This is a genomic window from Gilliamella sp. Lep-s35 (assembly GCF_009795845.1).
Taxonomy (GTDB): Bacteria; Pseudomonadota; Gammaproteobacteria; order Enterobacterales; family Orbaceae; genus Gilliamella.
In genome coordinates this window covers 1-15,211 of record NZ_WTEX01000015.1, presented here as the reverse complement: position 1 = coordinate 15,211, position 15,211 = coordinate 1, and the positions used below count along the sequence as shown (strand labels likewise).

General features: G+C 34.7%; 14 protein-coding genes and 3 pseudogenes. 7 read left to right on the top strand and 10 right to left on the bottom strand.

Features of this window, described 5'->3' with window-relative positions; all coding sequences use genetic code 11:
• The first annotated feature begins 5 nt into the window (after positions 1–5).
• Positions 6–440 carry a D-aminoacyl-tRNA deacylase gene (dtd, locus tag GQ590_RS07880; protein ID WP_160408090.1) on the top strand — a complete coding sequence of 145 codons (435 nt, stop codon included), beginning with the start codon at positions 6–8 and terminating at the stop codon, positions 438–440.
• Between the two features lie 92 nt (positions 441–532).
• On the opposite strand, the gene metA is transcribed toward dtd, so the two are convergent.
• The 6 genes from metA to rne form a co-directional block, all read right to left on the bottom strand.
• Entirely contained in the window at positions 533–1,465 is a 933-nt protein-coding gene (metA, locus tag GQ590_RS07875) for a homoserine O-succinyltransferase (protein WP_160408092.1), read from the bottom strand.
• A gap of 192 nt (positions 1,466–1,657) precedes the next feature.
• Positions 1,658–2,470 (bottom strand): ATP-binding cassette domain-containing protein, encoded by an 813-nt coding sequence (locus GQ590_RS07870; RefSeq protein ID WP_160408095.1) that lies wholly within the window; start codon positions 2,468–2,470, stop codon positions 1,658–1,660.
• Positions 2,471–2,492: 22 nt separating this feature from the next.
• Positions 2,493–3,482 carry an oligopeptide/dipeptide ABC transporter ATP-binding protein gene (locus GQ590_RS07865; RefSeq protein ID WP_160408097.1) on the bottom strand — a complete coding sequence of 330 codons (990 nt, stop codon included), beginning with the start codon at positions 3,480–3,482 and terminating at the stop codon, positions 2,493–2,495.
• 2 nt (positions 3,483–3,484) lie between these two features.
• Entirely contained in the window at positions 3,485–4,345 is an 861-nt protein-coding gene (locus tag GQ590_RS07860; protein WP_160408099.1) for an ABC transporter permease subunit, read from the bottom strand.
• Complete coding sequence (locus tag GQ590_RS07855; RefSeq protein ID WP_160408101.1) at positions 4,338–5,273, bottom strand: ABC transporter permease subunit; 936 nt, start codon at positions 5,271–5,273, stop codon at positions 4,338–4,340. Before GQ590_RS07855 ends, GQ590_RS07860 begins: the two co-directional genes overlap by 8 nt.
• Positions 5,274–5,358: 85 nt before the next feature.
• Positions 5,359–8,052: a ribonuclease E gene (gene rne, locus GQ590_RS07850; RefSeq protein ID WP_160408104.1), complete on the bottom strand. Its 2,694-nt coding sequence runs from the start codon at positions 8,050–8,052 to the stop codon at positions 5,359–5,361.
• 739 nt (positions 8,053–8,791) lie between these two features.
• Here rne and syd point away from each other — a divergent pair.
• From syd to GQ590_RS07825, 6 genes and pseudogenes are all read left to right on the top strand, one after another.
• On the top strand, positions 8,792–9,325 hold the full coding sequence (gene syd / locus GQ590_RS07845; protein WP_160408105.1) for a SecY-interacting protein: 534 nt from the start codon (positions 8,792–8,794) through the stop codon (positions 9,323–9,325).
• Positions 9,326–9,456: 131 nt separating this feature from the next.
• Entirely contained in the window at positions 9,457–10,632 is a 1,176-nt protein-coding gene (locus GQ590_RS07840; protein ID WP_160408108.1) for an amino acid aminotransferase, read from the top strand.
• A 163-nt stretch (positions 10,633–10,795) separates the two neighbouring features.
• Positions 10,796–12,157, top strand: a pseudogene (purB, locus tag GQ590_RS12910) (adenylosuccinate lyase).
• Complete coding sequence (locus tag GQ590_RS12265; protein WP_202112930.1) at positions 12,154–12,678, top strand: GNAT family N-acetyltransferase; 525 nt, start codon at positions 12,154–12,156, stop codon at positions 12,676–12,678. The pseudogene purB and the gene GQ590_RS12265 overlap by 4 nt, the downstream one beginning before the upstream one ends.
• Positions 12,675–13,454 (top strand): amino acid ABC transporter substrate-binding protein, encoded by a 780-nt coding sequence (locus GQ590_RS07830; RefSeq protein ID WP_160408110.1) that lies wholly within the window; start codon positions 12,675–12,677, stop codon positions 13,452–13,454. Before GQ590_RS12265 ends, GQ590_RS07830 begins: the two co-directional genes overlap by 4 nt.
• Positions 13,451–13,747, top strand: coding sequence for an ABC transporter permease subunit (locus GQ590_RS07825; RefSeq protein ID WP_160408112.1), 297 nt, complete (start codon positions 13,451–13,453; stop codon positions 13,745–13,747). The genes GQ590_RS07830 and GQ590_RS07825 overlap by 4 nt, the downstream gene beginning before the upstream one ends.
• On the opposite strand, the gene GQ590_RS07820 is transcribed toward GQ590_RS07825, so the two are convergent.
• The 4 genes and pseudogenes from GQ590_RS07820 to GQ590_RS07810 all read right to left on the bottom strand — a co-directional run.
• Positions 13,698–14,030, bottom strand: coding sequence for an IS3 family transposase (locus tag GQ590_RS07820; protein WP_160408114.1), 333 nt, complete (start codon positions 14,028–14,030; stop codon positions 13,698–13,700). The two genes, GQ590_RS07825 and GQ590_RS07820, sit on opposite strands and share 50 nt — an antisense overlap.
• A pseudogene (locus GQ590_RS12905) lies at positions 14,030–14,278 on the bottom strand (transposase). The gene GQ590_RS07820 and the pseudogene GQ590_RS12905 overlap by 1 nt, the downstream one beginning before the upstream one ends.
• A 105-nt stretch (positions 14,279–14,383) precedes the next feature.
• Positions 14,384–14,515, bottom strand: a complete 132-nt coding sequence (locus GQ590_RS12700) for a hypothetical protein (protein ID WP_255471425.1) — start codon at positions 14,513–14,515, stop codon at positions 14,384–14,386.
• A gap of 34 nt (positions 14,516–14,549) precedes the next feature.
• A pseudogene (locus GQ590_RS07810) lies at positions 14,550–15,211 on the bottom strand (hypothetical protein); the annotation flags it as partial.

Sequence of the window (15,211 nt, the reverse complement as noted above, 5' to 3'; positions counted from 1 at the left end):
AACTTATGATCGCCTTAATCCAACGAGTGAAAAAAGCTAGTGTCGCCGTAGACAATAATATTATTGGTCAAATCAATCAGGGGTTACTGGTTTTACTTGGTGTTGAACAAGATGACGATGAACAAAAAGCAATTCGTTTATGCGAAAAAGTCTTAGGCTATCGTATTTTCAGTGATAACGAAGGAAAAATGAATTTAAATGTTAGTCAAGCAAATGGAGAAGTACTCGTTGTTTCTCAATTCACCCTAGCTGCAGATACTAAAAAAGGAATGCGCCCAAGCTTTACTAAAGGCGCTAAGCCTGATGAAGCCAATAGGCTTTATCAATTTTTTGTAGAACAATGCCAACAAAAAATAACAACTCAAACTGGTCAGTTTGCAGCCGACATGCAAGTATCATTGGTTAATGACGGTCCTGTAACATTTTGGTTGCAAGTTTGACCATACAACTAAATACACATTTAGATAAATGTCACAACTTATAAAATATTTAAAGCCTCATAGCAGCCTAGCTTACAAATTATCTTAATTGATTAATCATCAATGGTTAAATTACGAGTCGTCAAATCAAATGGTGTTAGTTGATAAACATAATAGTTAAGCCAATTACTAAATAATAAATAAGCATGACTACGCCAAGTTGCTTTTGGCTGTAAATCAGGATTATTATCAGGAAAATAATTCTCAGGAAGATCGGGATAAATACCGGCTTTTAAGTCACGAAAATATTCATTAGCTAATGTAAATGAATCGTATTCAGGATGCCCTGTCACAAACGCCATACGTTTATCTGCCGTTGCCATTAAGTAAGGTCCTGTGATATCAGATTTTGTTAAAATAGTTAAATCGGTATAATTTTCAATTTTATCAAGAGGAAAGTCAGCATATCGCGAATGCGGCGCTAAAAAACTATCATCAAAACCACGAGTTAAAATCGCATTAGGTTGAACAATTTGATGTTGATAAACACCCGACAGCTTATGTGCTCGTGTAAATTTAGGCAAATCATACAATACATTTAAAGCCGCTTGAACAGCCCAACAAACAAACATTGTCGATGTAACATGTTCTTTAGCCCAAGAAATAATCTCAAATAATTTTGGCCAATAAACCACATCAGAAAAAGCAACTTTACCTAAAGGAGCACCAGTTATTATCAACCCATCAAAATTTTGTTCACGAATATCATCAAAATCACAATAAAAACTATTTAAATGCTCGGTGGGAGTATTTTTTGATTCACGTTGATCAATGCGTAATAACTGAATATTAATTTGTAAAGATGAGTTAGAAAGTAACCGCAAAAACTGATTTTCTGTCTCTATTTTTTTAGGCATTAAGTTTAGAAAAAGAAGCTTAAGTGGACGAATTTCTTGAGTATTTGCACGAGACGAAGTCATAACAAAAACATTTTCATTACGCAGCACATCAACAGCAGGTAATGAATCAGGAATACAAATAGGCATAACAAAAACTCCTAAGTAAGGTAAGTTATTTTAAACACCTAAAATAGACGTCTAGAAATCCATATAGCTAAATATAATTTGTTTTCACTGATTTGTCGAGATTTTTTATTGAGTAATAATAGATATGATATTTAACATAAAATCAGAACAATAGCTAAATATATTATCGATGATTATCGAAACAAAAAGTACTTAAAAAGCTCTGGTATCAGTGCGCCACGAATCGGCCGTCAATGCCTCACCAAAATAGCTATTTATCAACTTTTGAGTAATATCACTTAACGGCGAAGCCAATACTTCAGCTGTATTACCATATTCAACAAGATCACCATTGTGCATAACTAAGATTTCATCACTAATATGTTTCATCATCCCAATATCTTGGGTGACATAAACATAAGAAATGTTTTGTTCAGCTTGTAATGACAGCATCAAATTCACAATTTGTGAGCGCATTGAAATATCTAACGCCGCTAAAGCTTCATCTAAAATGATCACTTTAGGTTTCAAAATCAGCGCTCTTGCCAATGCTACACGTTGTTTTTGTCCTGCTGCCATCACAGAAGGATAATAAGAAGCATGTTCGGGCAATAATCCAACTTGCTTTAATACACGACTAATTAACTTTTCACGTTCATTAACGTTATAATGAGTATGGCGTTTTAATGGAATTTCTAATAATTGTCCAATACGCAATCTTGGATCAAACGAACTTTCTACATGCTGAAATATCATACGAATTAACTGGCAACGATGACTATAATCGCCATACTCAACTTTATTACCATCAATCCAAATATCACCGCCATTAGGTTTTATCATACCTACTAACATTTTAGCTAAAGTCGATTTTCCTGAACCATTTTGTCCGATAATAGCCAGTGTTTTCCCCTCATTTAATGAAAAAGAGATAGGATTAACCGCATTAATTCGTAAATGACCAAAAAGCCCTTTAGGAATTTTAAATTGTTTAGATAAGTTACGCACTTTTAATATTGGATTCATTGGGTATTCCTATTATTTATGGTTACTCATCAGTATTTAATGGAAAATGACAGGCTACAAAGTGATCTTTTATTGGTATTAACTCAGGCGCTTGAATACATCTTTTTTGCGCATAAGGACATCTTGGCCCTAATCGACAGCCAATAGGTAAATGTTCAAGAGACGGAATGACTCCTGGTAAAGTATTTAACGGACTTTTATGTGGCATCGCTTTACCAAAATCTGGAATCGCATAAATTAAAGCTTGAGTATAAGGATGATAAGGTGATTTAATTAGCTCTTCACTATCAGCGACTTCAACTGTTTGCCCGCAATACAGCACGTTAATACGATCAGTCCACCTTGTCACCATCTGCAGATCATGGCTAATCAGCAAAATAGTCGTACCCATATTTTGATTCATGCTAGCCAACAATCTAAAGATTTGCGCTTCAGTTGTTGCTTCCATCGCATTTGTCGGCTCATCAGCAATAAGCAGCTTTGGTTGATTAGCCAGAGCAATTGCAATCATCACTTTTTGACACTCACCTTCTGTCAATTCAAATGGGTAAGATTTTAATATTTCCTTATGATGTTTAATGCCAACTCGATGTAACAGTTCAATAGCACGATTTTTACGCCAAAATAACCTTTGCCACCAATGCCCTTTAAAAGTTCGGCTTGGTATCGCCTCGATCAATTGTTGGCCAATTTTCATTGAAGGATCTAAGCAAGATTGTGGCTCTTGAAATATCATCGAAATATTATCACTAATGACTTTTCGCCGCTGTTTAGGTGTTAACTTTAATAAATCAATATTATCAAAATAAAAACGATCAGCGGAAATTTTCCAGTTATGGTTAGTTACGCCTAAAATAGCTTTAGCAATAAGGCTTTTTCCTGATCCTGATTCACCAACCAAGCCTCGAATTTCGCCTTCGGACAATTTCAAATTAACACGGTCAATCGCGCGCAAAAGGCCATCTGGCGTAATAAACTCAATGGTTAAATTTCGAATATCTAATAGTGCCATAATTAAGTTCCTGCTCGACGGCCATACAATCCAAAATTGAACAAATAAACAAAAATAATTGTAGCAGACACCGCAATTCCAGGAGATAAAAAGGCTAAGTAATTAGTTGCAATAATATCTTTCATTTGAAACATCATCATACCTAAATCAGGTCGAGAAACATCGTTAGCAAAACCTAAAAAAGTTGTAGTGGTAATAGATAAAATAATTGAAGCAAATAACGAAACAATTTCGGTCAAATAGACAGGTAAAATATTAGGTAAAATATAATGATTTAAAATTGAAAATGAGGATAAACCATCAAGCCTATAGGCTGTAATATAAGTTTTATTCCATTCATTGATAATGCTTTGATGAATGTTGTAAATAAAGCGAGGTGTATATGATAGCCCAATAATCAATAACATATTGGTAATATCATCTTTAAATAATAAACTAATTACAATCACACCAAGTAACGGTGGCACAACCATACAAAATTTAAAAATAAATAATACAAAAGGCCGTATCAACGAAATAAAAAACATTAAATAATTAATTAACCCACCAATAACAACCACATAAAATACGGTTTTTAATGTCATTGATATAGTTGAACGGTAACCAATGAGTAAATAACCAAAAATATCTTGTCCTTTAGCATTTGTCCCTAATATATGATTGATATCACCATTAGGCCACCAAGCAGGAGGTAATAAAGTAGGATAACTCGGATCTAAATGAGCATGAAAGAACCACTTAGTTGACAATGCCACAAATGTAATCGCCAACATACCATAAAAACCAATAATTAAGTAAAAATTACTATGCAATCGATTAAAACATAAATTGATACTTTTAAGTAACCTTGCTCGCCTAGACATGATATTCCTTATGGCGTAAAGGATAAATCACAATCGCCAAAATTTCGCCTAATAACGTCAATAAACTAATAACAGTGCCACAAGCTAAAATGGCAATAGAAATAATAAAATAATTATGGTAATGATAAGCAGTCATCACCCATTGTCCAAGCCCGACTCGGTTAAATAGAATTTCAATAACCATCGTTGAGAATAACAGTGTTGTAGTATTATATGTCAGCTGTGGAATAGTCGCAGGAATGGAATTAGGTAATAAATGCCGACGCAAAATTTTAAACGATGAACGTTCCCGGATAACTGCCATTTTAATAAAATTCTGTCTCGATATGTTTTTTACATTTTGACTGATTAATTCAATAGTCATAATGCTAGGCTGAATAGCTAAAAGAATAATTGGCAAAATTAAATAATGTAGTTGTTCAAGTAGTGCTTGCCATTTAGATGTTTTTGTTGAAATAAAAATATCCAATAAAGAAGTCCCCGTTACCGACGGTGACATATCAAAATTCATTGATACAAGCCAAGTTGGTGATAACCAATACATCACAATAATAACAAGCATAACGATAGGACAAGAATATAATAATAAAGCCCCTAAGCGAATCGTACTATTTAACCAATTAATATTGCTTAGTCCAAGAAACACCCCTAAAGGTAACCCAACAACTAAAGCAACAAATAGAGCAAGAATGCACAGTTCAAATGTCGCTAATAATGTATGAAAAAACAGGACTGTTTCTCCTGTTAATAATCTAAATTGACCTTGCAGCAACTGCTCAAAAAAAGCACTATAGGCATCAATAAAATTTAAATTATGAAAATTAGATATTGAATGAGGAGTAAAATAAACTAAACAGAAGCTAATCTGAGCTAGCACACAGATAATAAATAAAAATGTGACTATTTTCTTAAAAATATAGATAATCATTGTTTATCTTTATTAAGATGATAGATGATAAATAATCAAAACACGATAACATAAAGACATCACCGTGTTTTGATTTATTTATTGATTAATCCGGTATCACCGGTTTACTTGCTGCGGCATATGCATGATCTTGTGCACTTAAACCACCAGCATTACCCTTACCTTCAAAACAATAATCTGACTCTTCACGTGTTTTTACGCCAATATCAGAAGCCACATATTCTGGCGCAGGAGCTTTCGCCATTGCTGATGAAGAATAACCTATTGATTGAAATTGATTAATTCCCAAATCGGCATCATTACTATTTTTTTCACTATTTTTAAGGTTTTTTTGAACATTTGCAGATAAAGAACGATTAAAGACTTCATCAACGGTAACAATATTTACGCTATGACTATTTACGCCCTCTTTATTTTTAACAATAACAGGAACTAAAAGTGAAGGAATAGCAGGTATCTTAATATTGGAATCGTCATTTATTATTTGACTGTAATCAACAACAACACGACCTAATGCTAATTCTAATGATGCTGCAGCAAACTCTAATGGCATTGGTGACTGTTTTAGCTCTACACTACGAACTCGGCGTTTATTACGTTGACCATTCATTCGTAAATGCCTTGAAGTACGACGCTGACGTTTTGGTTGAGTTTCAGATACAATACTGTCTTGAGTCTGTTTAGAAACAATAATTGGTAATAATAAAGAAGGAATAATTACGCTTTCTTCTTGAGCTTGTACTCTTATATTGTTATTTTTTACACGAACACTTTTAGCCAATGCTCGTTGTTGACGTCTTGGTTTAATTTCACGCTGTTTCGGTGGTAGTGTTTCGTCAGCAGACCTATCTGCTTTTACATTACTTGTTGAATTTGAAGAATTGGTATTTGAGTGACTATTTTGTTTAGATCTACGATTATTATTTCTACTTTGTTCTTTAGCCTCGTCAATATTACCCATTGTTGCAACGACACTTGTAGTATGAGCAGCGCTATTGTTTCGATTATTGCGTTGACGTCGATTATTTGTACGTTGATTATCTCGTCTTTTGGTTGTTTTAGGTTTAACTTCTGGTTCTGCTTGTTCTGTGATAAATAACTTACTTAGCTTACCTAATAACCCACCAAATAAACCTTTTGATTTTTTAGTTTTTGAATCTGTTTTTTCTTTTGGAGCAACAGATGCTTCAACTTTAGGGCCTGATAATACTGCCTGCTCAACAATCACTTCAACCGATTGTTGTTCTTCTTCCTCTTCTTCGAGTTCACGAATCAATTTTGGAAGATTATAACTTAACACGTCCGTTTCTTCACCTGCACGTTTACGAATGACTTTATAGAGTGGCGTTTCCATCTCTTCATCACTAGCAATCACAATTTTCACATCAGGATGCATCCGTTCAATATTGGTAATAGCACGGCGTTTTTCATTAAGTAAATAACTCGCAATAGGTACTGGAACGATAACATCAATTTGCACAGTATTATCTTTCATCGCTTCTTCTTGAATTAATCGAAGAATAGAAAGAGATAATGAATTATTATCACGAACAGTACCTGTTCCTTGACAGCGAGGACAAATATGATGCGTTGCTTCGCGTAAAGATGGACTTAAACGTTGGCGAGACATTTCAAGCAGACCAAAGCGTGAAATCCGCGTAGTTTGAATACGTGCACGGTCGGTTTTCATTGCCTCTTTTAGGCGATTTTCAACTTCACGTTGGTTACGAATTGGTGTCATATCAATAAAATCAATAACAATCAATCCACCTAAGTCACGCAAACGTAATTGACGTGCAATTTCTTCAGCGGCTTCAAGATTGGTATTGAAGGCTGTCTCTTCAATATCGCTACCACGAATCGACTTAGCCGAGTTGATATCAATTGCTGTAAGTGCTTCAGTGGTATCAATAACAATTGAACCGCCAGATGGTAAACGAACTTCTCGTTGGAATGCCGATTCAATCTGTCCTTCAATTTGGAAATGATTAAATAAAGGCACGTCGCTCTCATAAAGCTTAAGACGACTAACATACTCAACACGTCCTAAATCAGCTAAACGTTTTTTAGCAATTTCAAGTACTTTTGGATTATCAATTAAAATATCCCCCACATCATCACGCAAATAATCACGGAACGCACGGGTAATAATATCGCTTTCTTTATGAATTAAACTTGGAGCAGGATGTTTTTTAGCTTCATTTAAAATTGCTGTCCAATAGTTAACTAATGCATCTAAATCTTGTTGCAACTCTTCTTGGCTTTTACCAACACCAGCAGTTCGAGCTATAACGCCCATACCTTTGGGTTTTTCAATTGCATCAATAATTCGTTTAAGATCGACTCTTTCCTCACCTTCTATACGACGCGAAACACCTCCAGCACGAGGATCATTTGGCATCAACACCAAATAGCTACCGGCTAAACTAATATAGGTGGTTAAGGCTGCACCTTTTTTTCCACGGATTTCTTTTTCAATTTGAACAAGGACTTCTTGGCCTTCTTGTAGATGTTTAATACTACGACGACCTGAAATATTAGGTGGAAAATAACTTTCTGCAATCTCTTTTAGTGGCAAAAATCCATCACGCTCGCCACCATAAGAAACAAAAGCAGCCTCTAGGCTTGGATTGATTTTAGTAATTTTACCTTTATAAATATTGGCTTTTTTTTGCTCATGCCCAAGGCTTTCAATATCTAAATCATACAAGCGTTGGCCATCAACAAGCGCAACACGCAGTTCTTCTTGCTGGGTTGCATTGATTAGCATTCTTTTCATTATTCTACACTCTTCATTAATCTTAATTAACTATAGGCAGAATCTTATTATTAATAATAAATGAATATTTTAACAATGATAAATAACGAAACTTAATTAAGTTCAATACAGCATTCATTATTTTATTTATGTTATTTTTGTTATTATTTTATGTGAATCCTGTATTGTTTATACAATATCTATACAAAGTTTTAGATCATCATGACACTCAAAACCTTTGTACGATTTTTAAACCATCATTAATTATATAATTAATTGATATTATTGTTATAATTAATTTGTAAACTTCAGCTTACTTACCGACTTTAGTTGACAAACTAAAACTTCATATAATTGTTTAAAATAAACATATTATTTAATGATAATGACTCTACTTACGCTATTTTATTTTCTGATAAATTGTAATGTCTAACGCCATTGCTGCATTACAAGGATAAAAAAATCCCTGCTTATTATTAACGTTTCAGCAAAGGATAGCAAGTAAATTAAGCGCACTATTTTACATCCAGTTAGCAAGTTACTTCTTATTGTTTACACATAAGCTTTTAATTAATATTTTTTTTATATTATTATTCAGTTAATTTATATTAAAATGCCTTACAAACCTTAAACATCTTTACAATTTTGGGTTTGTTATTTATCGATTTAATCAAAAATAAGATTTTAATAAACTGGTGCACCTTTTATCTTAATTAGTATAATAACTATTAATAAAAGCAATAAGAGACAAAATCACCTTATGGATATCCGAGATAAAACTGCCCTAATTGATTTTACTTCGCGTTGGGTCGACCAATTTGACGATGCACCACAAAGTGAAGAACTGCACGCCATACCTTCATCTTGCATTCTAAAAACGGAACAATTAACTGTATATTGGCAACCTTTTTTATTAACACCACCAAGATCCTTAACTATCGTTGAGCAACTTGTAGGCATTACGCTACACCCAAGTAGCCATGTTTTTTATGGCACACAATATGCAGGCAATATGACAGCTAAGTTTAACAACATCAATTTAGTTTTAATTCAGCCTTGGAATGATGATGATTTTTCAAATTTAGAACAAAATTTAATTGCTCATCTATCACAACAAAAAAAGTTACGGCGTACACCAACGGTATTTATTGCCTCGACTGATGAAAGTACCGAAATCATTAGCTTAAATAACCTAACAGGTGAAGTGGTAAAAGAAGATCTTATTACTGGAGAGTTAACAGTATTAGCAGATGATTTACCACAATTTTTACAGCAACTTGTTGCAAATTATTAAAAAATAGCATGCTAAAAAATAAGATTAATTTATTTAAATAACTTTTTAATAGATTGTTATTATCAAAATTGTAACTTACAAAATAATGTGTATATAATGAGCTAAAAGCCATTAGATCAGATAGGTGAATTATGTTTGAATATTTAACAGCAGCTCTAGCCGATCCCATTTTAGGACTAGCCGATCTTTACAACAAAGACGACCGTACCAATAAAATCAATCTTAGTGTGGGCGTGTATAAAGATGAAACGACCAAAACACCTATTTTAGAAAGCGTAAAAAAAGCTGAACAATTTTTATTAAATAACGAAACCACAAAAAGTTATTTATCCATTGACGGAATCAAAGAATTTAATATCGCCACACAAATCTTATTATTTGGTAACGAAAATGAACGAGCCAGAACGGCACAAGCACCAGGAGGCACGGGTGCTTTACGAATCACTGCCGATTTTTTGGCTCGCCGAACCAAAGCAAAACGTATTTGGGTCAGTAATCCTTCATGGCCAAATCATCGAAGTGTCTTCCAAACTGCCGGTCTTGAAGTGCGAGAATACCGTTATTATGATGCACAAACCCATAGCTTAGACTTTGATGGACTGATGCAAGATTTAAGTAAAATTGCAGTAGGTGAGGCGGTACTTTTTCATGGTTGCTGTCACAACCCAACAGGTATTGATCTAACACCTGAGCAGTGGCAAGCTATCTCGGATCTAGCCTTAAAAAATGGTTGGCTACCATTATTTGACCTTGCTTATCAAGGTTTTGGACAAGGTATAGAAGAAGACGTCTACGGCTTAAGACTCTTTGCTCAAAATCAACCTGAATTACTCATTGCCAGTTCCTATTCCAAAAACTTTGGTCTTTATAACGAACGTGTTGGCGCATTTACTTTAATTGCAGCCAATAGTGAAATTGCCGATCGAGCCTTTAGCCAAGTAAAAACGATCATTCGGGCTAACTATTCTAATCCTCCTGCCCATGGTGCTAAAATCGTTTCTCACATTTTAAATAATGAAGAACTAAAAGAAGAATGGATTAATGAGTTAACCAATATGCGCCAACGCATTCACCGTATGCGCCAACTATTTGTTAAAACCTTACAAGATAAAGGGGCTAGTCAAGATTTTAGCTTTATTGTTAAACAAAATGGTATGTTTTCATTTAGCGGGCTAAATGAAGAACAAGTACTCAAATTACGCAACGACTATGGTATCTATATTGTTAACTCAGGACGGATTAATGTTGCAGGTATGACATTAGATAATATGTCTAGACTTTGCGAGTCAATTGTTAAAGTGCTATAAAAAATAAATATCAAATTGATCATCCCAAACTAACCAATAAACCACAGGCTTATTGGTTTTTTTATGCCATTTAGTTATATCAATAGGAAAACTGATTATTAGACGATAACGCAATTATTATCAATAATTAATCAATAAATAAAAATTGATTAAGGATTGTTTTGTGGCATCACATGTTTTGGATTTTTTAGTTTTAGGAAATAACTTTGGCACTCCTGAAATGCGGTCAATATGGTCAGAACAGAATCGACTTGAGCAACAAGTTGCTGTTGAAGTTGCATTAGCCAAAGCCGAAGGTGAATTTGGAGTCATTCCGACCCAAGTGGCTAATACGATAGTCAAAAAAGCTAATGCGACTAAGTTATCTTTAGAGAAAATTGCGCAAGAAGCAGCCGTTGCAAAGCATTCGTTAATGTCAACAATTAATGCTTTACAAAAGCAAGTGGGTGAAGCGGGTCAATATATTCATTACGGCGCAACCACGCAAGATATTGTAGATACTGCAACTGTTTTACAAATAAAACAATCATTTTCTATTATTGAACGAGGCACTAAGCTTGTTGCGCTTGAGCTCAAAAAATTAGCAAAAAATACCAATACTTACCTATGGCCGGACAAACTCACGGCATGCAAGCACTACCGACAACCTTTGGTTTTAAACTGGCTGTTTGGTTGGATGAATTTATTCGCCATCTACAACGATTAAGTGAAATAAAACAACGGGTATTGGTTGGAAATATCAGTGGTGCAATCTGTACTTATGTATCAATGGGTAAGTTAGGACCTCAGGTTGAAGCCCGTGCTTTAACAATATTGAGATTAAATACTCCAAATATTGGTTGGCAAGCAGCTCGTGATCGTTTTTCAGAATACGCATCAGTCATCGCCTTAATTAGTGGCACATTAGGTAAAATTGGCAATGAATTTTACAACTTGATGCGCACCGAAATTAACGAAGTTGAAGAGCCCTTTTCTGACGGAAAAATCGGTTCAACCACTATGCCTCACAAACGAAATCTAGCCGCATTAGAAGGGTTAGCAAGCTTAACTGCACCGTTATTAAAAAGTGTCGCTTTAATTCATGAATCGATGAAAGTTGAACATGAACGTGATGCCATGAGTTGGCGAGCCGAATGGATTGCACTCCCCCGAAATTAACCTTTACATTTCAGCACAATTACAAACAGCACTTGCCGTACTTAAAGGATTAAAAGTCAATACTGACCGAATGTTGACCAATTTATTACTACAAAATGGCTTATTATTGTCAGAAAAAGTAATGTTCGAAATCGGCAAACGATTAGGTAAACAAACAGCCCACAATTTAGTTTACCAAAGTGCCATGAAAGCGTTTGAACAAAATCGTTCATTTAAAGACATTTTATTAGACGATCCTTATTTAAACAAAGAATTTACCAAACCGGAACTTGATACTTGGTTAGATCCAATTAACTATCTAGGTTCCGCTCCTGAAAAAGTAGAACAAGTGATTAACTATGCTGAACATAGCGGAGTATTAGCATGAGTTTTCGCTTAATGACATATGATGATATTCTTGCTTATCAAAAACTATTGCATAGTGCTTATCAAACTAACACGCAATTGGACATTCACGTTACAGCAGCAACAGCCACACAAGCACAAATTATTAAACACATTGAATCGAATGCCGTCTACCTATTTGAAAAAAATAGCAAACTATTATCAACATTAAGCATCCGCTTTCCATGGGACAATAATTCTGGTCCTTACGGACTACCACATCTAGGCTGGTTTGCCACCGATCCTGAGTATAAAGGAAACGGTTATGGTAATACGCTATGGGATTTTGTTGAACAACAGGTTTTGATTAATCAACTAAAATTACCCGCTGTTACCTTAGGAACTGCAGCAAATCATCCATGGCTTGCTCAAACTTATATTAATAAAGGTTATAAAAAAATAGGATACGCAAATTTAACGCCAGATCATATAACCCTCTATTTTGAAAAAATCTTAAATGACAAAAGCTATTCCGAATGGAAAAAAAGGAGTAATACACAATGAAAAAGATAAGAACTTTACTATCGGTTCTTTTATTAACTAGCCTAACCTTAATTGGCTGTGATAATCAATCCAACAGCAAAACTACTGAACAACCTACTATTAAAGTAGGCTCTACTGGGCAAAGTTACCCAAATGGCTACAAGCAAAATGGTAATTTAGTTGGATTTGATGTAGAAATTACCGAAGCAATTGCGAAAGAATTAGGTTATAAAGTCGAATGGGTCATTGCAGAATTTGGCGGTTTAATGGGGCAATTTGATTCAGGACGTTTAGATACCATTGCCAATGCAGTCGCTGTCACCCCTTTTCGTCAAGCCAAATATGATTTTTCCAACACTTATAGCTTTTACGGTAGCCAAATTGTTACCCACAAAGATAATAATATCAATACATTGTCTGATTTTAAAGGTAAAACTATTGCTGGTGTTTTAGGATCGAATCACATAAATAATTTAAAAAAAGCTTTCCCTAATAACGACATCACTATCAAAACTTACGAAACTCAAGATGGTGCCATGTATGACACCGAATATCAACGGGTTGACGGCTATATCAATTCAAAGCCCATTTTACTAGCAGAAATCAAACGTAAAAACTTACCGTTCAAACTAATTGGCGAACCAATTACTATCGAGCAAGTCGCTTTTCCATTTAGCAAGGATGAAAAAGGTCGAGCACTGCGTGAAAAATTCAATCAGGCTCTCGAAAAGCTAAAAGCGAATGGCACATTAAAAAACCTTTCAATTAAATATTTTGGCGAAGACATTACCTCATGAACTTTAATATAGACTACTTTTTTAGTGTGTTTCCGCAGATATTGCCGTATTTGCCTGTCACACTATTTATTGCCATCGTATCGATTCTGTTTGCCACTGCATTTGGGCTAGCTATCGCACTATTACGTAACCCAAAAATCATCATTATCGATTCGATTTTTGCTCTGTTTATTTCACTGTTTCGTGGTATTCCGTCCGTTGTTTTACTGTTTATTATCTATTACGGATCGCCACAAATTTTTCCTATTTTAAAACACATCGGCGCAACAGTGGAATACGCTGTTTACGTTTAACTCTTAAGTTAAGTTTTAACTCACAATACACCCGGTAAACCCGTTTACGATTCCATTGATAACCGAGCTTTCTAATGCGATGAAAACATTTAGGAAAACCCCAACGTAAATGTCTTTCTGCGATATCGCTCAATATCGCAATAATCATCGAGTCATCCGGTAACTTAGGTTGATAATAATAAGCACTGCGACTTAGTCCCATTATTGCGCAACTCATTGCAATTGTAATTGCATGTGTTGCTTGTCGCTTTTCCACCCACGTTTTACGTTCTTGCGTGGGCATTACAGCTTTTTTATGATTTCTTCCTGAAGCTGGGATTTTAAGCTCAGTTCGGCAAACATCTGCTTAAGCTTGCGATTTTCTGCATCAAGCTCTTTTAAACGTTTGATATCTGAGCTTTCCATTCCGCCATATTTTTCTCGCTATTTATAAAAAGTCGAGTTGCCCATGCCATATTTACGGCACAGTTCTTTAACCGGAATACCTGCTTCTGCTTCTTTTAATATCGATACAATTTGGTGTTCAGTCATTTTTTTCATAATTAAATCCCCTTTTCTTTTATCATAGAGAATTTTCTACTTTTTTGTTGTGCTATTTTAGGGGGTGGTTACAAATTACCTGTTTTTTTGATTGCTTTATTTTACATTATCGACTAGCTCATCAAACCAACTGACCACCTTATATTGATAAGAAAGCAGATAAGGGAGCGCTTTATTGCCTTGGCTATCTGTTTCAATTTTGAGTAAAAAGCATGCCGTGTAATTCATGTTTCAAACAAGTAACCTAATAATGATAAGAAAGTTATAAAATATAAAAACCACTTACGCTCTTGCGTAATCGTAAAGTTCCATCACTTTTTTTAGAATAATAGTGGAGACCTGTCAGAAGGCGTTTACCTTCCCCCATAGATTGTACTGAACCATGACTTTTGTATAAGCGATAAATCTCCGGATTTTTTATCCAGTTGGGCACATTTTCCATATGGTAACTAAAATGTACCATTGGCATATTTTTCAATTGATGATCAATTTCCAATATTTTTTCTACCACCACTTTGCCAAAACAAAAGTTAGTCCCACCCCACCAATCTTTATCTAGATATTTGCGACCTTCATCGGTTAAATCATAACGATATAGCGGTTTATCACCATCATAACCCACTAGCTCTTCAGTAAATAATCCCTCTTTGGCATATAGGGAGAGTTTTAAATTAAGTCTATTATTCTGTCTAATTTTATCCCACCGATCTTTCGGGTTTATCTCACCTTCCAGATAATGTATGGTATAGGGATACATATCTTTATAAATTTCACCCACGGCTAAACAGATAGCTCTATTACCATTGGGATTAATGTCGTCATTTTCTTTCTGGATTCGTGTTTTATAATCGGTGTTATCACAACCGGTTAGTAGCGATAATAGGACGACTAAACTACAACTTGAAACTAAATGTTTTATTTTTT

Excerpts from the sequence above, each read along its gene's own strand:
- dtd (WP_160408090.1), top strand. The coding sequence starts at position 6 with ATGATCGCCTTAATCCAACGAGTGAAAAAAGCTAGTGTCGCCGTAGAC.
- metA (WP_160408092.1), bottom strand. The coding sequence starts at position 1,465 with ATGCCTATTTGTATTCCTGATTCATTACCTGCTGTTGATGTGCTGCGT.
- GQ590_RS07870 (WP_160408095.1), bottom strand. The coding sequence starts at position 2,470 with ATGAATCCAATATTAAAAGTGCGTAACTTATCTAAACAATTTAAAATT.
- GQ590_RS07865 (WP_160408097.1), bottom strand. The coding sequence starts at position 3,482 with ATGGCACTATTAGATATTCGAAATTTAACCATTGAGTTTATTACGCCA.
- GQ590_RS07860 (WP_160408099.1), bottom strand. The coding sequence starts at position 4,345 with ATGTCTAGGCGAGCAAGGTTACTTAAAAGTATCAATTTATGTTTTAAT.
- GQ590_RS07855 (WP_160408101.1), bottom strand. The coding sequence starts at position 5,273 with ATGATTATCTATATTTTTAAGAAAATAGTCACATTTTTATTTATTATC.
- rne (WP_160408104.1), bottom strand. The coding sequence starts at position 8,052 with ATGAAAAGAATGCTAATCAATGCAACCCAGCAAGAAGAACTGCGTGTT.
- syd (WP_160408105.1), top strand. The coding sequence starts at position 8,792 with ATGGATATCCGAGATAAAACTGCCCTAATTGATTTTACTTCGCGTTGG.
- GQ590_RS07840 (WP_160408108.1), top strand. The coding sequence starts at position 9,457 with ATGTTTGAATATTTAACAGCAGCTCTAGCCGATCCCATTTTAGGACTA.
- GQ590_RS12265 (WP_202112930.1), top strand. The coding sequence starts at position 12,154 with ATGAGTTTTCGCTTAATGACATATGATGATATTCTTGCTTATCAAAAA.
- GQ590_RS07830 (WP_160408110.1), top strand. The coding sequence starts at position 12,675 with ATGAAAAAGATAAGAACTTTACTATCGGTTCTTTTATTAACTAGCCTA.
- GQ590_RS07825 (WP_160408112.1), top strand. The coding sequence starts at position 13,451 with ATGAACTTTAATATAGACTACTTTTTTAGTGTGTTTCCGCAGATATTG.
- GQ590_RS07820 (WP_160408114.1), bottom strand. The coding sequence starts at position 14,030 with ATGCCCACGCAAGAACGTAAAACGTGGGTGGAAAAGCGACAAGCAACA.
- GQ590_RS12700 (WP_255471425.1), bottom strand. The coding sequence starts at position 14,515 with ATGAATTACACGGCATGCTTTTTACTCAAAATTGAAACAGATAGCCAA.